17 protein-coding genes are annotated in these 18185 nt (G+C 66.9%); 9 read left to right on the top strand and 8 right to left on the bottom strand.

Translation table 11 applies throughout. The annotated features are described in order from the left end of the window. The first annotated feature begins 72 nt into the window (after nt 1-72). Nucleotides 73-2196, top strand: coding sequence for a tetratricopeptide repeat protein (locus tag AC1DW0_RS17695; protein WP_477947123.1), 2124 nt, complete (start codon nt 73-75; stop codon nt 2194-2196). Beyond that, nucleotides 2193-3053, top strand: a complete 861-nt coding sequence (locus AC1DW0_RS17690; RefSeq protein ID WP_477947121.1) for a MipA/OmpV family protein — start codon at nt 2193-2195, stop codon at nt 3051-3053. Before AC1DW0_RS17695 ends, AC1DW0_RS17690 begins: the two co-directional genes overlap by 4 nt. Before the next feature lie 114 nt (nt 3054-3167). On the opposite strand, the gene groL is transcribed toward AC1DW0_RS17690, so the two are convergent. From groL to AC1DW0_RS17675, 3 genes are all read right to left on the bottom strand, one after another. After that, nucleotides 3168-4817, bottom strand: coding sequence for a chaperonin GroEL (groL, locus tag AC1DW0_RS17685; protein ID WP_457323938.1), 1650 nt, complete (start codon nt 4815-4817; stop codon nt 3168-3170). A 98-nt stretch (nt 4818-4915) separates the two neighbouring features. Next, nucleotides 4916-5206: a co-chaperone GroES gene (locus AC1DW0_RS17680; protein ID WP_056202831.1), complete on the bottom strand. Its 291-nt coding sequence runs from the start codon at nt 5204-5206 to the stop codon at nt 4916-4918. 311 nt (nt 5207-5517) lie between these two features. After that, nucleotides 5518-6189, bottom strand: coding sequence for a PEP-CTERM sorting domain-containing protein (locus tag AC1DW0_RS17675; protein WP_056202834.1), 672 nt, complete (start codon nt 6187-6189; stop codon nt 5518-5520). Between the two features lie 219 nt (nt 6190-6408). Between AC1DW0_RS17675 and AC1DW0_RS17670 the strand changes: the two genes are divergently transcribed. From AC1DW0_RS17670 to AC1DW0_RS17645, 6 genes are all read left to right on the top strand, one after another. Continuing rightward, the gene (locus tag AC1DW0_RS17670) at nt 6409-7326 is read left to right on the top strand and encodes a LysR substrate-binding domain-containing protein (protein ID WP_056202837.1); all 918 of its coding nucleotides are present in this window, start codon (nt 6409-6411) and stop codon (nt 7324-7326) included. A gap of 108 nt (nt 7327-7434) precedes the next feature. Beyond that, nucleotides 7435-8322 carry an amino acid ABC transporter substrate-binding protein gene (locus AC1DW0_RS17665; protein WP_056202840.1) on the top strand — a complete coding sequence of 296 codons (888 nt, stop codon included), beginning with the start codon at nt 7435-7437 and terminating at the stop codon, nt 8320-8322. A gap of 80 nt (nt 8323-8402) precedes the next feature. Continuing rightward, nucleotides 8403-9146: an amino acid ABC transporter permease gene (locus tag AC1DW0_RS17660; protein ID WP_056202842.1), complete on the top strand. Its 744-nt coding sequence runs from the start codon at nt 8403-8405 to the stop codon at nt 9144-9146. Next, nucleotides 9146-9811 (top strand): amino acid ABC transporter permease, encoded by a 666-nt coding sequence (locus AC1DW0_RS17655; protein ID WP_056202845.1) that lies wholly within the window; start codon nt 9146-9148, stop codon nt 9809-9811. The genes AC1DW0_RS17660 and AC1DW0_RS17655 overlap by 1 nt, the downstream gene beginning before the upstream one ends. 17 nt (nt 9812-9828) lie before the next feature. Then, nucleotides 9829-10563, top strand: a complete 735-nt coding sequence (locus AC1DW0_RS17650; RefSeq protein ID WP_056202848.1) for an amino acid ABC transporter ATP-binding protein — start codon at nt 9829-9831, stop codon at nt 10561-10563. Between the two features lie 14 nt (nt 10564-10577). Continuing rightward, a complete protein-coding gene (locus tag AC1DW0_RS17645; protein WP_477947118.1) occupies nt 10578-11555 on the top strand; it encodes a catalase family protein in 978 nt (325 codons plus the stop codon). Nucleotides 11556-11583: 28 nt separating this feature from the next. Here the strand turns inward: AC1DW0_RS17645 and AC1DW0_RS17640 are convergent, their stop codons facing one another. Next, a complete protein-coding gene (locus AC1DW0_RS17640) occupies nt 11584-12342 on the bottom strand; it encodes an SDR family NAD(P)-dependent oxidoreductase (RefSeq protein ID WP_457350256.1) in 759 nt (252 codons plus the stop codon). Nucleotides 12343-12440: 98 nt separating this feature from the next. Here AC1DW0_RS17640 and AC1DW0_RS17635 point away from each other — a divergent pair, with 98 nt between their 5' ends. Continuing rightward, nucleotides 12441-13373 carry a LysR substrate-binding domain-containing protein gene (locus AC1DW0_RS17635; RefSeq protein WP_457442868.1) on the top strand — a complete coding sequence of 311 codons (933 nt, stop codon included), beginning with the start codon at nt 12441-12443 and terminating at the stop codon, nt 13371-13373. Between the two features lie 143 nt (nt 13374-13516). Here AC1DW0_RS17635 and AC1DW0_RS17630 read toward each other — a convergent pair whose 3' ends face one another. Genes AC1DW0_RS17630 through AC1DW0_RS17615 form a run of 4 tightly spaced genes read right to left on the bottom strand, consistent with a single transcriptional unit; the run spans nt 13517 to nt 18154 of the window. Continuing rightward, complete coding sequence (locus tag AC1DW0_RS17630) at nt 13517-14725, bottom strand: toxic anion resistance protein (RefSeq protein ID WP_477947116.1); 1209 nt, start codon at nt 14723-14725, stop codon at nt 13517-13519. Next, nucleotides 14722-15375, bottom strand: coding sequence for a hypothetical protein (locus AC1DW0_RS17625; protein ID WP_477947114.1), 654 nt, complete (start codon nt 15373-15375; stop codon nt 14722-14724). Before AC1DW0_RS17625 ends, AC1DW0_RS17630 begins: the two co-directional genes overlap by 4 nt. Next, on the bottom strand, nt 15372-17030 hold the full coding sequence (locus tag AC1DW0_RS17620; protein ID WP_477947112.1) for a vWA domain-containing protein: 1659 nt from the start codon (nt 17028-17030) through the stop codon (nt 15372-15374). The genes AC1DW0_RS17625 and AC1DW0_RS17620 overlap by 4 nt, the downstream gene beginning before the upstream one ends. Then, on the bottom strand, nt 17030-18154 hold the full coding sequence (locus AC1DW0_RS17615; RefSeq protein ID WP_477947110.1) for a hypothetical protein: 1125 nt from the start codon (nt 18152-18154) through the stop codon (nt 17030-17032). The genes AC1DW0_RS17620 and AC1DW0_RS17615 overlap by 1 nt, the downstream gene beginning before the upstream one ends. Nucleotides 18155-18185: the final 31 nt, after the last annotated feature.

The raw sequence follows: 18185 nt of genomic DNA, 5'->3' as shown, positions 1-18185 counted from the left end.
CCCCTCAACCACATGGCAAACGCCGCACTTCAGAACCTTTTCACGCTTTTCCAGGCTGGGCGTCATGCCGAGATGGCCGCGCAGGCCCGCGCATTGCTCGCCGAGCATCCCCAGGACGGCACGTTGTGGAAGGCCCTGTCCGTGGCCCTGCAGATGCTGGGCGAGGACGCGCTGCCGGCCTTGGAGCGCGCCCTGGCCCTGTTGCCGGACGATGCCGAACTGACGGCCAATCTCGGCGCCCTGCTGGCCTCGCGGCAGCGTTGGCCCGAGGCGCGGGCCGCCTATGAGCGAGCGCTGGCGCTGCAGCCGCGCCTGCCTGGCGCCCACAACAACCTCGGCAACGCGCTGCTGGCCCTGGGTGAGCCGGCCCAGGCCCTCGCCGCCTTTGAGGCCGCCCTCGCGCTGCAACCCGGCCTGGTCGCCGCCCTGGGCAACCGCGGGCGGGCGCTGCTGGCACTGGGGCGCCACGCGGATGCGGCGCAGGCCTTCGAGCAGGCGATCGCAGCACGCCCGGCGGACGCGGGTCTGCGCGGGCATGCCGCAACGGCCTGGGCCGCAGCCGGGCGCCCTCGTGAAGCGGTGGCCAGGCTGCGCGAGGCCGTGGCCCTGGCGCCGGCGGATGTCGCCCACCGCTTCGCGCTGGGCAACCTGCTGCAGGAGGTCGGCGACGCGGTGGGTGCCGTTGACGCTTGGGAGGCCGTGCTGGCGCTGGATGCCGGCCATGCCGAAGCCGCCTGCAATCTGAGCCTGCTGCGGCCGCAGCGCGGCGAGGCGGTGTTGACGGCGGCCCTGGCCACGGGCCTGGCCGGCGAGCGCCGGGCCGCGGCGCTGGCCAACCTGGGCGGGCTGCGGCTGCGCGAGGGACGGCATGCACAGGCTGTGGCCGCCTACCGTCAAGCGCTGGACGACGCGCCGACGTCGCCCCAGGCGTTGAGTAACCTCGCCCAGGCTTTGAAGCAGCAGGGCCGCCTGGACGAGGCCGATGTGGTGCTGAGCCGCCTCATTGCCCTCGATCCGACGCTGCTGACCGCACGCAGCGACCGTCTGCTGCTGCGTGCATATCGCCAGCAGGGTGCCGAGCTGCGGAGCGAGGCGCAGGCCTTCGGTCAGGCTGTGGCGGCGCCTGCCGTTTCGCGGCCCGCGCGCGCGGCTGGGCCTTTGCGCGTCGGCTTGGTGTCGGCCGACCTGCGCGGCCATCCGGTCGGGCGGCTGGCCGAGGCCTGGCTGCCGGCGCTGGCGCGGCGTTGCGAGCTTTTCGTCTACGCCAACCATGGTGCCGACGATGAACTGACCCTGCGGTTGCGGGCCGCCGCGCCGCGTTGGCTGCACGTGGCCGGCTGGGATGACGCGACGCTGGCGCAACGCATCGCGGCCGATGGCATCGATGTGCTGATCGACCTGAACGGCCACACGGGCGGTCATCGCCTGGGCGTGTTCGCGCGCCGGCCGGCGCCGCGACAGTTGAGCTGGCTGGGCTATGCGGGCAGCACCGGGCTGGCCGAGATGGATGGCTTCATCGGCGACCGTTGGCTGTTGCCTGAGGGCGCCGAAGCCGGTTTTGTGGAGCCTTTGCTGCGGCTGCCCGACAGCTTCACGGTCTATGCGCCGCCCGCCGAGGCGCCTGCCGTGGCCATGCGGGGAGGACCGATGTGCTTCGGCTGTTTCAATGCCCTGCACAAGCTCGGCGACGAAGTGCTGGCGCTGTGGGCGCGCGTGCTGGAGGCGGTGCCCGACAGCCGGCTGCTGCTGAAGGCGCCCGGTCTGCAGCACGAGGCGGAGCGCACGGCCCTGCTCGGCCGCTGGCCGGGCGATGCGGCCCGGCTGGACCTGCAAGGGCCGGGGCCATTGGCCGACTATCTCGCCGACTTCGGGCGCATCGACATCGCCCTGGACCCCTTCCCGCACGGCGGCGGCATGACGACGCTGGACGGGCTCTGGATGGGCGTGCCGGTGCTGACGCTGCCGGGGCCGGCGCCGATCTCGCGTCAGGGCCTGAGCTTCATGCAGACGCTGGGGCTGGCGCCGGACTGGGTGGCGTCGGACGCGGAGGACTATGTGCGCCTGGCGGTACGCTGGGCCGCAGATCGCGCGGGCCTGGCGGCGCTGCGCGCCGGGCTGCGTGAGCGCATGGCAGTCAGCCCCCTGGGTGACGCCGAGCGCTTCGCAGCGGGCTGGGTGGCGCAGGTGCAGGCATGATGCGCGCCGTCGCCATCCACCTCTCGCCCATGAAATGCCTCCTCGGTTTCAGCCTGGCCTGTGCGGCCACCCTCGTGCATGCCGATGACGCCGCGACCAAGCCCTCCGAACTGCCGCTGTGGGAGCTCGGTGCGGCCGCCGGCGCGCTGTCGCAGCAGGCCTATCCGGGAGCAGACCAGCAGGTCACGCGCACGCCGGTGCTGCCCTACGTCATCTACCGCGGCAAGGTGCTGCGGGCCGATGACGCGGGCGCGGGGTTGCGGGCGGTGCGCACCGAGAGCTTCGAGCTGGATGTGTCCTTCGCGGGCTCGCTGAGTGCTGGCGGTAAGGAGCTGCGGGCGCGCGAGGGCATGCCGCGGCTGCGTTCGCTGGTGGAGTTCGGGCCCGTCGGTCGCTGGTATCTGAACGGCCGCAAAGCCGCTGACAGCCTGACTTTCGAGCTGCCGCTGCGCGGCGTGTTCGAGGCGAGCGACCTGCGCCGGCATCGCGGCATGAGCCTGGAGCCGGAGCTGGCTCTGGAGCACCGCGCCAGGGCGGGCTGGAGTTATGGCGTCAGTGCGGGAGTGCTGTTCGGCGACCGTCGCCTCGGGGCGACCTATTACACCGTCGCGCCGAACGAGGCGCTGGCGGATCGGCCGGCCTATGCGGCTCGCGCCGGCTTGATTGCCTGGCGGCTCAAGGGCGGGGTGTCGCACCAGCTGACACCGGATGTGCGTCTGTTTGCCATCGGACGTGTCGACAGCGTGGCTGGGGCCGCCAATCGCGACAGTCCGCTTGTGCGTCAGACCACGGGCGCGAGCATCGGCATCGGGCTGACCTATACGTTCGCGCGCTCAGCCGCCCGCGCCAGCGACTGAGAACCTCAGGCACAAAAGAAAAGGGGCTGCTCGCGCAGCCCCTTCCTGAATGCTTGATCAGTTGGGGACAGAGCTGTCGGGCGAGTACGCCCGCCAGGTCTGTCCCGCAATGTCTTACATATCCATACCGCCCATGCCACCCATGCCGCCCATGCCACCAGGCATGCCGCCACCGGCTGCTTCGTCCTTGGGGGACTCGGCGACCATGGCTTCGGTCGTCAGCATCAGCGACGCGACGGATGCGGCGTTCTGCAGGGCAGTGCGCGTCACCTTGGTCGGGTCCAGGATGCCCATTTCGATCATGTCGCCATAGGTGTCGTTGGCGGCGTTGAAGCCGTAGTTGCCCGAACCGGCCAGCACGGCGTTGACGACGACGGAGGCTTCGCCACCAGCGTTGTAGACGATCTCGCGCAGCGGTGCTTCGATGGCGCGCAGGACCAGCTTGATGCCGGCGTCTTGATCAGCGTTGTCGCCCTTGATGGCGCCAGCGGCTTGCTTGGCGCGCAGCAGCGCGACGCCACCACCAGCCACGATGCCTTCTTCAACGGCTGCGCGCGTGGCGTGCAGCGCGTCCTCGACACGGGCCTTCTTTTCCTTCATCTCGACTTCGGTGGCAGCACCGACCTTGATGACGGCAACACCGCCGGCCAGCTTGGCCACGCGCTCTTGCAGCTTTTCGCGGTCGTAGTCGCTGGTGGCTTCCTCGATCTGGATGCGCACTTGCTTGACGCGGGCTTCGATGTCGCCCGCAGCGCCGGCGCCGTCGATGATGGTGGTGTTTTCCTTGCCCACTTCGACGCGCTTGGCCTGGCCCAGGTCGGCCAGCGTGACCTTCTCGAGCGTCAGGCCGACTTCTTCGGCGATGACCTTGCCGCCGGTCAGGATGGCGATGTCTTCCAGCATGGCCTTGCGGCGGTCACCGAAGCCAGGCGCCTTGACGGCGACGACCTTCAGGATGCCGCGGATGGTGTTGACCACCAGCGTCGCCAGCGCTTCGCCGTCCACGTCTTCCGAGATGATCAGCAGCGGGCGGCCCGACTTGGCCACTTGCTCCAGCGTCGGCAGCAGATCGCGGATGTTGCTGATCTTCTTGTCGTACAGCAGCACGAAGGGGTTGTCCAACAGCGCGGCTTGCTTTTCCGGGTTGTTGATGAAGTAGGGCGACAGGTAGCCGCGGTCGAACTGCATGCCTTCGACGACGTCGAGTTCGCTGTCCAGGCTCTTGCCGTCTTCAACGGTGATGACGCCTTCCTTGCCAACCTTGTCCATCGCCTCGGCAATGATGCGGCCCACTTCATGGTCGCTGTTGGCGGAGATCGTGCCGACTTGCGCGATTTCCTTGGAGGTGGTGGTGGCCTTGGAGGCCTTCTTCAGCTCGGCGACCAGGGCGGTGACCGCCTTGTCGATGCCGCGCTTCAGGTCCATCGGGTTCATGCCGGCGGCCACGTACTTCATGCCTTCGCGAACGATGGCTTGAGCCAGGACCGTGGCGGTGGTGGTGCCGTCACCGGCGTTGTCAGACGTCTTGGAAGCGACTTCCTTGACCATCTGCGCGCCCATGTTCTGCAGCTTGTCCTTCAGCTCGATTTCCTTGGCCACGGACACGCCGTCCTTGGTCACGGTCGGGGCGCCGAACGAGCGCTCGAGCACGACATTGCGGCCCTTGGGGCCCAGGGTCACCTTGACCGCGTTGGCCAGGATGTTCACGCCTTCAACCATGCGGGCACGAGCCTCGCCGCCAAAGATCACGTCTTTTGCTGCCATTTGATTCTCCGAATACTTAAATTGGGGTCAGAGTCGAATTCTCTGAATCAGTTGGGGACAGAACTCGCGCTGCGCGCTTCGGTCTGTCCCGCAAGCTATTACTTTTGCACCACGGCGAAGAGGTCTTCCTCGCGCATGACCAGCAACTCGTCACCGTCGACCTTGACGGTCTGGCCGGAATACTTGCCAAACAGCACGCGGTCGCCGACGACGACGTTCAGGGCCACGAACTCACCCTTGTCATTGCGCTTGCCCGGGCCGACGGCCAGGACTTCACCTTGATCAGGCTTCTCAGCGGCGTTGTCGGGGATGACGATGCCCGAGGCGGTCTTGGTTTCTTGCTCCAGACGGCGAACGATCACGCGATCGTGCAGGGGGCGCAGCTTCATGGAATCTCCTTGAGAGTTGGAACCGGAGCGGCCGCGGCAATCGCGGCTCGCCGAAAAAAACGGGGCCGCCAGCGGAAAACCGGTCGGCCCGACTCGTTAGCACTCGAATGAGTTGAGTGCTAGCAGAAAGCCATTATAGGGACGGCGGATGACGATTCAAGCCTTGCGGAACTGGGGCTTGCCATATACCGGCGAAGCGCGCCTTTGCGCCACCCGGGCAGCCGTTTGCCGCAGTCATCGACCGCGCATGGGTGGGCCCCAATGAAAAACGACCGCCGTAGCGGTCGTTCTTGAGGCGTGAGGCGCTTGCTTTAGCGAGCGACGCGACGGCGTGTCCAACCCAGGCCCGCAAGGGCGCCCAGGGTCAGAGCGATGCTGGCGGGCTCGGGCAGGCGGCCAGGAGGCTGCGTGTCGACGGTCTTGAAGCTGAGGTCATCGAGCAGAACAGCCTGGTCGTTCGCCGAGAACACCACTGTGCGGCCCACGCCCTGGAACGTCAGTGTGATTTGGTTGGACCAGTTGCAGAACACGTAGCTGTTGCATTCAGCGCCGGTGAGACCGTTCAGGCCGCCGCCGAGTTCCTTGCCGCTGGCGTCGTAGACGTGAACCGAGAGATTGATGCCCAGGGTGCTGCCCGAGTAGACGAAAGACAGGGCGTCGACGAAGCCGTCCGCGAGGTCCAGCGTCAGGCTCTGGATACCTGCCACCGCAGGCTTGGTCCAGTCCTGAGCGAGAAAGAGCGCGCCGCAGCTGCCGGTGCGGGAAAAGCTGATGGCGCCGGCATCACCATTCGGGCCATAACTGCAGGCTTCAGACGTGGACGCCCAGGCGGCGCCACTTCCCACGACACCCTTGGATGCGTAGCGGGAGGTCAGTTGCTCCATGGTCTGCACGTCCTCGAAGTCCAAGAAGACCGCACCGGCCATCGCCGATTGCATGGTGGCCGTCAAGGCGAGTGCCAGAAGTTTGCTCGTCGCGCGCATGGCGTTCTCCGTCCGGGTTTGTTCGAGTTGGGTTGTTGGGCGGACTGTAAACAAGCACCTGCGCGCCGGGCCGCGTTGTGCCCCTTCAGTTGAGGGGGAGTCAAGCACCTAGGGGCCGCGCTTAGGGGGGTGAAGAGGTAATGCGCGCGCATATATGAGTTGCCGAGATGACTCGCTAGATCGCGCGGCTGGCAGAAGGCCTTGGCTACACTGCCTCGGGTGGAAACCAAATGGCTTGAAGACTTCGTCAGCCTGGCCGAGACGCGCAGCTTTTCCCGCTCCGCCCAGCTGCGCCACGTGACCCAGCCGGCATTCTCGCGCCGCATTCAGGCCTTGGAGGCCTGGGCCGGCGTCGACCTGGTGGATCGATCCTCCTATCCGACCCGGCTGACGGCCGCTGGCGCAACCTTGCTGGCCCAGGCCGTCGAGCTGCTGGGCAATCTGCAGGCGACGCGCAATATGCTGCGCAGCCATCAGGCGGCCGACCAGGACATGATCGAGTTCGCCGTGCCGCACTCGCTGGCCTTCTCCTTCTTCCCGCATTGGCTGATGGGGTTGAGACGCGGCTTCGGCGCCATCAAGTGCCGGCTCAACGCGGCCAATGTGCATGACGCGATGCTGCAGCTCAGCGAAGGCAATTGCGATCTGCTGCTGGTCTATCACCACGCCAGCCAGCCGCTGCAGCTGGACCCGGAGCGCTACCAGATGGTGTCGCTGGGCCACGAGACCTTGTCGCCGTATGCCAGGGCCGACAGTCAGGGCGAGCCGATGTTCCGGCTGCCCGGACGGCCGGGCCAGAAGATTCCCTTCCTGAGCTACGCGGCCGGCGCCTATCTCGGCCGCCTGGTCGAGCTTATCGTCAAGGAGGCGGACTGCGCGCTGAACCTGGACGCCATCTACGAGACGGACATGGCCGAAGGCCTGAAGGCGATGGCGCTGGAAGGCCATGGTTTTGCCTTCCTGCCCGCCAGCTCGGTGCAAAAGGAGATCGCCAGTGGCCGCCTCGTGCCCGCCGCTGCGCCGGGCACCTTCAGCGTCAGCATGGAGCTGCGCATCTATCGCGAAAAGCCCGAGCTTTCGCGCCGGCTCAAACCAGCCTCCTTGGCTTTGTGGGACTATTTATCGTCCGCGGCATGACCTCATCCAGCTTGCGCATGCATCGTGTAAACCCGTATTCGGGCTGAGCGTGCGGCGTGGTCTGCTCGCGGCTGTTATCGATATCCACTTCCTGTTGTTGGAGTCTCCATGAAGAAAGTTCTGCTCGTCGCAGCCCTGTTCGCCGGCGTTTCGGCCGTGCATGCCGAAGACACGCTGAAGAAGATCAAGGACAGCGGCGCGATCACGATGGGTGTGCGCGAGTCGTCGGGCCTGTCCTACACCATCGGTGATGGCAAATACGTCGGCTACCACATCGATGTCTGCGAGCACGTCGTTGCCGACCTGCGCAAGCAGCTGGGCAGCAAGATCGAAGTCAAGTACCAACCGGTCACATCGGCCAACCGCATCCCGCTGACCGTCAACGGCACCGTCGACCTGGAGTGCGGCTCCACGACAAACAACGCCACCCGCCAGAAGGACGTCGCCTTCGCCGTGACAACCTATGTCGAGGAAGTGCGCATCGCCGTGAAGGCCAACTCTGGCATCACCGGCATCGGCCAGCTCAACGGCAAGACCGTCGCAACGACGACCGGCACCACGTCCGTGCAGACGCTGCGCAAGCACGAGCGCGCCAACGGCGTGGACTTCAAGGAAGTATTCGGCAAGGACCACGCTGACAGCTTCCTGCTGCTGGACTCCGGCCGCGCCGACGCCTTCGTCATGGATGGCTCCATCCTGGCCAAGAACATCGCCACGTCCAAGAACCCGGCCGACTTCAAGATCGTCGGTGAGGTGCTGTCGGTCGAGCCGATCGCCATCATGATGCGCAAGGACGACCCGGGCTTCAAGACCGCGGTCGACAACAGCATCAAGGCCATGATGAAGTCGGGCGAGATGGCCAAGATCTACGACAAGTGGTTCATGCAGCCCATCCCGCCGACCAACACGAAGATTGGCCTGCCGGTGTCCACTGCGACCAAGGACGCCTGGGCCAACCCCAACGACAAGCCGATGGAAGACTACGCGAAGAAGTGATTCGCGCATCGACCTGAACCACCGCAAAGCGGGTGCCTGGCACCCGCTTTGCTTTAGCTAAGAGGCTTGAGGAGAGGGCCATGAGTTGGGACTGGCAGTTCTACTGCAATGACACCGCCACCGGGGAGGCCGTTGCTGGCTGCTTCGGCCCGGGCGGCAAGGAGCAGACTTATCTGCAATGGATGCTGAACGCCTGGGGCTGGACGCTGAGCGTCTCGCTGCTGGCCCTCGTGCTGGCGCTGGTGGTCGGTTCGCTGATCGGCATTGCTCGCACCGCGCCGAACAAATGGCTGGCGCGCTTCGGCGAGGCGTGGACCGAGCTCTTCCGCAACATCCCGCTGCTGGTGCAGGTCTTTCTCTGGTACCACGTGCTGCCATCGCTGTTCCCGGTGCTGCGTGAGGCCGTGCCGTCCTCCGTGCTGGTCGTCTTCGCCTTGGGTTTCTTCACCAGCGCGCGCATCGGCGAGCAGGTCAAGGCCGGCATCAAGACCCTGCCCACCGGCCAGCGCTACGCGGGCCTGGCCATGGGCCTGACGCTGCCCCAGACCTACCGCCACGTGCTGCTGCCGATGGCGTTCCGCATCGTCATTCCGCCGCTGACGAGCGAGAGCATGAACATCGTCAAGAACTCGGCGGTCGCCTTCGCGGTCAGCATCCCCGAGCTGGCGCAGTTCGCGCAGCAGGCCTCCGAAGAGACGTCTCATTTCGAGGAGATCTACATCCCTGTCACCGCGCTGTATTTCGTCTCGGCCTTCGCCATCAACCGCATCGCCAAGTTCATTGAGGCGCGCGTGCGCATCCCCGGCCAGTCGGGAGGCAAGTGATGCTGAATCTCGACTATTCCTTCGTGAACTGGGCGGTCGTCCAGAGCTTCGTCGCCAAGGGCTTCTGGTTCTCCATCCAGCTGACGCTGGTGGCCATGATCGGCGGCATCATCCTGGGCACGCTGCTGGCGATGATGCGGCTGTCCAGCAAGCCCTGGCTGTCGGTGCCGGCGGCGTTTTACGTCGACACGCTGCGCTCCATCCCGCTGGTGATGGTGATCCTGTGGTTCTTCCTGCTGATCCCCAAGCTCGTCGGGCCGCTGGGCGGGCAGATGTCGGCCTTCATCACCTTCACGCTGTTCGAGGCCACTTACTACTCGGAGATCATGCGCGCCGGCATCCAGTCGGTGTCGCGCGGTCAGGTCAACGCCGGGTATGCCGTGGGCATGACCTACGGCCAAAGCATGCGTTACGTGGTGCTGCCCCAGGCCTTCCGCAACATGCTGCCGGTGCTGCTGACCCAGACCATCATCCTGTTCCAGGACACCTCGCTGGTCTATGCCGTTGGCGAGTACGACCTGCTCAAAGGCTTCGAGGTGGCCGGCAAGAACTTCAACCGCCCCGTCGAGACCTATCTGGCGGCTGCGGTCGTCTACTTCGTCATCTGCTTCGGCCTGTCCCGCCTCGTGCGGGAGCTGCAGAAGAAGATCGCCATCATCCGTTGAGTCGAATCGAGTCCGCCATGATCGATATCAAGAACATCTCCAAGTGGTACGGCAGCTTCCAGGTGCTGACCGAATGCACCACGACCATCCAGAAGGGCGAGGTTGTCGTCGTCTGCGGGCCGTCCGGCTCGGGCAAGTCGACGCTGATCAAGACCGTCAATGCGCTGGAGCCCTTCCAGAAGGGCGACATCGTCGTTGACGGCATCTCCATCGCCGACCCCAAGACCAACCTGCCCAAGCTGCGTTCGCGCGTCGGCATGGTGTTCCAGCATTTCGAGCTGTTTCCCCATTTGTCGGTGACCGAAAACCTGACCATCGCGCAGATCAAGGTGCTGGGCCGCTCGGCGGCCGACGCCAAGACCCGCGGCCTGAAGATGCTGGACCGCGTCGGCCTGAGCGCCCACAAGGACAAGTTTCCCGGCCAGCTTTCCGGCGGCCAGCAGCAGCGCGTGGCCATCGCGCGAGCGCTGTCGATGGACCCCATCGTCATGCTGTTCGACGAACCCACCTCGGCGCTGGACCCTGAAATGGTCGGCGAAGTGCTGGACGTGATGGTGCAACTGGCCCACGAGGGCATGACCATGATGTGTGTGACCCACGAGATGGGCTTTGCCAAGCGGGTCAGCAATCGCGTCATCTTCATGGACGCGGGCAAGATCGTCGAGGACTGCAGCAGCAGCGACTTCTTCACCAAGCCCGAGGAGCGCTCGCCGCGCGCCAAAGACTTCCTCGCGAAGATTCTCCAGCACTAGGAACGGAGCCCGTGATGAGCAGCGTCGGCACGGGATGGAGAGAAGTCATCGCGGCCGACGAAGCTGCTCGCCACGCTGCCGCCGCCAAGGCCATGGCCGAGATGCAGAAGCGCAAGGACGAGCGCTTCGGCGCCGGCCGTGCACTGCACCGCAAGGGCGTTGCCGCGGTGCGCGGGCGGCTGCGTGTGCCGCAGGGCCTGCCAGGGCATGCCCGCCACGGCCTCTTTGCCGAGCCGGGTGAGCATGAGGTCTGGGTGCGGCTGTCCAACGGCGCGATGGACAAGCAGAGCAACCGCCGGCCCGACATCCGCGGCTTTGCGATGCGGGTCTTCGGCGTCGATGGTGAGGCGGCCCTCGGCGGCCGCACCGATCACCAGGACCTGTCGCTGATCAACCAGACGGCCTTTGCGTTTCCCGACAGCCGCCATTTCTTCGGTCTCGTCGAGGCAGCCGGCCGCAGCCCGGGCGCCGTGATCGGCTGGATGTTCAAGGCCTTCGGCTTCATAGGCGGCTTCAAGCAGCTCAAGAAGCTGGCCGCGACGGCCGGCAAGCCTTTCACGGGGTTCGCGACCGAGGCCTTTGCCAGCACGCTGCCCATCAGCTGCGGCCCCGCCGCCGTCAAATTGCGCCTGCTGCCGCCCGCCGGGCTGAAGCCGCGTACCGAGGTCAACGGTGACTGGGCCGGCGATCTCGCTGCCCAGGCGGCGGCCGGCCCGTTGAAGTACCGGCTGCAGCTGCAATTCTTCGTCGACGAGGCGCGCACGCCGCTGGAGGACGCGTCCGTCGAATGGCCCGAGTCCGTCGCGCCCTTCGTCGACGTGGCCGAGCTGACGCTGGAAGCGCCGTCGACCGACGTCGACTTCATCGCTCGCGTCGAAGCCGGTGTCTTCGACCCCTGGCAGGCGTTGGTGGCGCACCGGCCTCTGGGCGAGGTCATGCGCGCGCGCAAGGTGGCCTACTTCACCAGCCAGCAGGGCCGCGGCGCCGCCTAGCCGCGCCGCGCCATCTCGACGCGCTGATTCAAAGGAACATGCCGCCCGAGGCTTCGATGCGCTGGCCGGTGATCCATCCCGCACCGGGGCGCATCAGCGCGGCCGCAGCGCCACCGATGTCCTCGGCCTCGCCGACCCGGCCCAGCGCCGTGACCGAAGCGACAAAGCGGTTCAGCTCCGCGTTGTCGCGCACCGCGCCGCCGCCGAAGTCGGTCGCGATCGCACCCGGCGCCAGCGTGTTGACGCGGATGCCGCGGGCCGCCAGCTCCTTGGCCTGGTAACGGGTCAGCACTTCCACCGCCCCCTTCATGGCCGCGTAGGCGGCATAGCCCGGGATGGTGAAGCGGGCCAGGCCGCTGGAGACGTTGAGGACGCTCGCGCCGTCGGCCAGCAAGGGCAGCAGGGCCTGGGTCAGGAAGAAGGGGCCTTTCAGGTGGATGGCGAGCATCGCGTCGAACTGGGCCGGCGTTGTCTCGGCAAAGCTGGCATGCGCGCCGGCGCCGGCGTTGTTGATGAGGCCGCCGAGCTGGCTGGCGCCCCAGGCTTTCAGGCCCGCGTCCAAGCGCTCGGCGAAGGCCGGGAAGCTCGTCGGGTCGGCCACATCCAGCGGCAGTGCCAGCGCGCGGCGGCCCAGGGCCTGGATTTGTGCAACGACGGCATCCGCCGCTGCGGCGGCTTCACGGTAGGTCAGCACGATGTCGTGGCCGTCGCGGGCCAGGGCCAGCGCCATCTGGGCGCCAAGGCCGCGGCTGCCGCCGGTGATCAGGGTGATGGGGGAAGAACTCATATCAGCTCCGTCAGAGGATGGGGTTTGTGGACGGAGTGAAATTTATTGTTCGTTCTGATGTGGATAAAGTCGCCGCAGCTGAAATGACTGTGCTTTGAATGACATCCAATCTCGACCTCGCCTCGTTGCGTGTCTTTTTGCAGGTGGCCGAACTGGCCCACTTCAGCCGGGCTGCCGATGAGCTGGGCCTGCCCAAGGGCCGGGTCAGCCAGGTGGTGCGCGACCTGGAGGCGCAGCTCGGCACGCGGCTCTTCCAGCGCACCACCCGGCGGGTCAGCCTGACGTCGGATGGCGAATTGCTCGCGGAGCGGGCCCGCGCGCTGATGGCGGACGCCGGCGAGATCGAGGCGCTGTTCCAGCAGGACCAGCAGCTCAGCGGCCGGCTGCGCGTGGATATGCCGGTGCGGCTGGCGCTGGACGCCGTGCTGCCGGCCCTGCCGGAATTCCTGGCCGCCCACCCCGGCGTGACCGTGGAGCTGAGCTGCACCGACCGCCGCGTCGACCTGGTGGAAGAGGGCTTCGACTGCGTGCTGCGCGTGGGTGCCGTGCACGACCCGCTGCTGGTGGCGCGGCCGCTGGGGCAGATGCGCATGGTCAACGTGGCCAGTCCCGGCTACCTCGCCGCGCATGGCACGCCGGCCACGCCGGACGACCTGGTCGCGCAGGGCCACCACCTCGTGCACTACAGCCAGAGCTGGGCCGACCGCCGCCCGCGCTTCGACTGGGTGGACGCCGCCGGGCAGGAGCGCACGCTGACCCTGCCGTCACGCGTCACCGTCAACAACACCGACGCCTACCAGGCCGCGGCGGTGGCAGGCGCCGGCGTCGCGCAGTTCCCCCTGCAGGGCGTGCGGCATCTGCTGGCCGACGGCCTTCTGGTCCAGCTGCTCGACGGTTTCGATGCCGCGCCGCTGCCCGTGCGACTCGTGCTCAGCCAGCGCCGCCACACGCCGCGCCGGGTGCGCGTGTTCATGGACTGGCTGGCGGGCCGGCTGGCCGACCGGCTTGATGCCCAGGGGAGCGCTGAATAGGTCCCGCGATGCGGCGCGCCCTGGTTTGGGATGGGCTGCAAGGCGCAAACCACAGCCATAGCTTGGCTATGGCGAGGATTTGCAACGCAGCAGACCGCCCAAAGCAGGGATGCGCCGCGCGTGAGGACTTGTTCAGCGCTTCCCTATAGCTTGACCGGCCCGTCGATGGCCGCCGCGCCCGACACTGCCGCCTTGGCCTGCTGCTGGCGCACGCGGTCCAGATAGCCCTCGGAGCGCTGCAGCTGCTCCTGGATGAGCTTGTTGTTGGTGCCCATGGTCTCGATGGCCTTGCTGCGGAAGTTGTCCATGGCGTCCATGGCCTGGAAGGTCTGGTCGAACATGGACTGGATCTGCTGGATGCCCAGCATGGGGTTGGCCGAGAACTCGGCCGTCGCGTCCACATGCTGGTTCAGCGCCGTGCCGGTCTGGTTGATGAGGTCGCCGATGGTCTTGTTGACGCCCTGCAGCATCTGCATGACCTCGATCTGGTTGCCGGTGGCGCGCGCCACGGTCTGGGCCACGGCCAGGGCACTCATGCCCGTCGTCGCGACGCGATCGCAGCCAATCATCATCTCGCGGCCGGTCTTCTTCAGCACGTCCAGCGCCAGATAGCCGTTCACGCAGACGGCCTGCTGGGTCTGGATGTCGGCCAGGTTCTGACGGGCATAGAACAGCACCTCCTGTTCGAGTGCCTTGGCCTTCATCGGGTCGGTCGGCTGCAGCTCCTGCACGCGCGTGGCCAGGCGTTCGTCCAGCACACGAGCAAAGCGCGCGGCGGCGGCGAGCTTCTGCATCGCCTCCCAGAGCTTGCTGCGCGTGGCCTCGACGTCGATGACGTCCTTCTGGATGTCGTCCTTGGCCGCGTAGAGCTGGGTCATGGCCGTCTGCAGCTGCGAGCTGGCGGACTGGAAGCGGCGGAAATAGGCCTCCAGCTTGTTGCCGAAGGGGATGATTCCGAGCAGCTTGCGCGGCTGCAGCAGGTCGCCGTCCTTGCCGGGGTTGAGCTCGTCGAGCTGGCCGCGGATGGCCGCGATGGCCTTGTAGGCCGGCGTGTCGGTCGCGCCGACGAAATTGCGCTGCATCAGGCTGCCCTGCATCAGCCCGGCGGCCAGGCTGATCTCCTGGCGGCCGAGCTGGAAGGCGCTGTCCAGCTTGGCCTTGAAGGGTTCGCTGTGCAGGTCTTCCTTCCCCAGCGCCTCGATGAAGCGCTGCACCTGCGCATCCACCTGGCTGCTGACCTCGGCCTTCAGCGGCACGGCCTCGACGGCGGCGGCCGGTTGCACCGGCGTGATGACCTCGGGCGGGGTCAGCGTGAACGTGGGAGCGGCGGTTGTCGTGGTCGTGGTGTTCATGCGATGTCCTTGCTGCCGAACTTCTGGTTCAGGAATTCACTGTGGCGCAGGAAGGCCTGGGCGTCCTGCGAGGCGAGATCGTCGCCGAGCTGCTCGACCTTGGTCTCCAGCTCGGCCAGCACGCCCTCGAAGGTGGTCTGCGCCGTCTTGCCATTGGCCAGCAGCTTGGTGGTGGCGAACTGGGCCGGGATGCTGAGGTAGGTGTTGAGCGCCTGCGGCAGATAGCTGATGGCGATGTGGCGCGCGTGGAAGGTCTCCTGCAGGCTGAGCTGGCCCTTGCTGCGCTCCCACTGGTCGAGCAGGCCTTCGAGGCGCTGGCAGAGCTGCTTGATGCGCTGGGCCAGCGGCGCCGGAATGCGCCCGCCCGGGTTGTGTTCCGTCAGGCCGCGCACACCGGCCAGCGCCCGGCCCATGGCCTCGCGGGCGTCGCCCTCGTCCTCGAAGTTCAGCGCCTCCCACTCGTCCTCGCGCGTGCTGGGCCAGCCCCACCAGAGCGCACCACCCACCAGGCCGACGGCATAGCCGAGCGCCGCGACACCCAAACCCCAGCCGCCGAGAAAGCCCAGGCCCTTCAGCACCAGCACGGCGGTCGCCGCCAGCAGGCCGCACCAGTTGGCTGGCGCGTTCAGCCATCTGAGAAGCCCGCTCATTGATACGCCCGGATGTCCTTGAACACCGCATACAGCGGCATCTTGCGCGCGTCGAAGACGCGGCCGCCGGTGATCTCCACCAGCGCCTTGAGGTCGCCCGCGTCGGCCTCGCCGAACAGCACCATGAAGACGGGGATGCCGCGCACGTCCTCGGGCAGCTGCTCGTAGGCGCGTTTGAAGTCTTCCAGGCGGCGGCCCATATTGCTCTTGCCGTCGGTGAAGGCGACGACCGAGTACTGGTAGTCGGGGTTGCGCTTGCGTTCCTCCAGCATCTGCTGCAGGCCGGCCAGTACCGCGTCGTACAGGGCCGTGCCGCCGGCCATCTTCAGTTCGTCGGCGGCGTCGCGCACGCGCTTGAGCTCATTGCGCTTGGCCTCGGTGTCGGCCTGCGGCAGCACGCCCTTGGCCACCTTGCTGCCGGCCGGGATCTCGAAGGCCACCGGCTCGCGCGGCCGGTCGCTGAAGGGCAGGAACCACAGCCGCTCGCGGTTGGTCAGCTTGGCGACGCGGCCGGTCAGCGATGCGTCGGCGCCCGCCAGGTAGTGGATGGCCTCGACGAGCTGCTCGCGGCGCTTGCCCTGCATGCTGCCGCTGGTGTCCAGCACGAAGGTGCTGGCAATAGGCTTGCGGAACTCGTTCAGGTAGGCGTCGATGAGGCCGTCGGCCAGCTGGCGGTCGGGCGAGAAGGGCAGCTCGACCTGGAAGCCGCGCGCCGGCAGGATGTCGGCGACCTGGGTGGCCACCTCGGCGCGCATCGGGCGGCGCAGCGTCTGGCGTGCCAGCCACAGTTGGGCGGTGTCGCCCTTCAGGTATTCGACGACCTTCAGGTAGTCGGCTCGACGCGCCTCGTTGAGCAGCATGAACGGGTAGTCGGCCGTGGCCACACCTTCGTACGGATAGATCAGGTGCAGGGGCTCGCGCAGCTTGCCGCTGGCGTTGAGGCTCAGCAGCCAGCTCTCGTAGTTGATGAAGGCGTTGGCCCGAGTGCCCTGCTGCTTGATGAACTGCTCGGCCAGGTAGGTCGAGTTGTCACCGACGATCTTGTAGCCCTTCAGGAAGTCGGCAATCGCGCCACGGTCCACATCGGCGGCGGAGAGCGCCTCGCCCTTGCCGCCGGCCGCGGCCACCACGCCCAGCAGGGCCATGAAGCCCTGGTTGCTGGTGGCCGGGTTGGACAGCGCGTACTGCAGCTTGCCTTGCTTGGCGGCACGGGTGATGTCGGCCCAGGTCAGCTTGGCGTCGGGCTTGTCCCAGCCGTTCTTGGCCGCATCGCTCTTGCTGACGCCTACCGCCATGGGCGACAGCATGATCTTTTCCTGCAGCTTGACCTTGCCCTGGCCGGCCGCGTCGCTGAGCAGGTATTTGGCGTTGGCGAACCAGGCCACGTCGGGCTTGGGCTTGCCGGCGCTGTCACCGCTGAGCACCTCCTGCGTGCTCTCCATCGTGCCGCCGAAGCGGAACTGCACGTCGATGCCGGTGGCGGCCTTGATCTGTGCGGCCAGCGGCTCGATGTCTTTCAGGTCGCTGGTGGCCAGCACCTGCAGCGTGGCGCCGGCGCTCTGGGGCGCTTCGGGCGCCGTCGGCGCGGCGGGCTCAGGCTTCTTGCCGCAGGCGGCCAGCAGCGCGAAGCTCAACAACAGTAGGGCACGGCGCATCACTGGTTCATCTCCCGGCTGACGATGTCGATCATTTCAAACATCAGGTCGAACCCCGGCGGGTCGATGACCTGGTTCATCTTCACGTCCACGGCCAGGCCGGCCTTCTGCGTGGCGGCGGCAAACGCGGCCGTGTCGCCGGTGCGGAAGCCCTGCTCCAGCGCCACCGCCTGCAGCGTCTTGTTCGTCGCCAGCAGTTCGGCCAGTTGCTTGCCGCGCTCGTTCAGCGCCACCAGCACCCATTTGTTGACGATGGTGGGCTGCGGGTACATCAGCACCATCTCGGGCCGCACACCGCCCTTTTGCGCCTGGGCCACCATCTGGGCCTCGTAGATGAAGGTCAGCGGCGTCTTGCCCATGCCGATGGACAGATAGTCGTCGAAGGCGCCGTTGACGTAGTTCTCCTGGAAGCCCTGGCGCTTGAACAGCTCGGCGAGCTGGGCCGCGTACTTCTGCGCTGCCGTGCGGTCGGCCACCACGTCACCGTTCAGCGCCGCCGAAGTCAGCGCCAGATACATGGCGGCCGAGTTGCTGCGGCGGATGTCGGTCGTGCTCACCAGCACGCTGCGCGACACCGCGTAGTCGCCACTGGCTTTCAGGTCACGCCAGCGCTGCTTGGCCAGCATGGCCTGCGTCAACTTCTCCATGTCCAGGCTGTAGACCTTGGGCGCCATCGTCTTGGCCATGCCGTTGGCGGCCAGGATCTTGGCGACCGGCTCCCAGGACGCCACGACCAGCGGCGTGTGGAAGGGCGAGGTCTGCGTCGCGGTCTTGCCGGCCTTGCGCGCGGCGTCGGCAATCATGTTGGCGGCGACGACGCCGCTGGCGATGAAGAAGTCGGGCTGGTCGGCCGCGCCGATCTTCGCCGCCATGTCGCGGCTGCCCACGCGGGCCACCTGCACCGGCAGCTTGGCGCCAGCCAGCAGCTTGCTCACCCTCTCGTCCTTGAAGAACGCCTCCACGTCGACGGCGATCAGACCCTTGAGCGGCTCGGCGCTCGCGACGGCCGACTGCTCCTGCGCGATCTGCTTGGTTTCGTCATTGGCGCGCAATGCAAAAAACAGGGCGCCGCCAAACAGCGCCAACAGGACCAGGGTACCGGCCAGTCGTTTTGGGGTGTTCATGAGGGGGTGCAAGCTCCTTTCAATGAGATGC

The sequence above is a fragment of the Roseateles sp. P4_D2 genome (assembly GCF_056401875.1).
The sequence above is the reverse complement of the archived record's forward strand: the minus strand, read 5'-3'. Positions and strand labels throughout refer to the sequence as shown.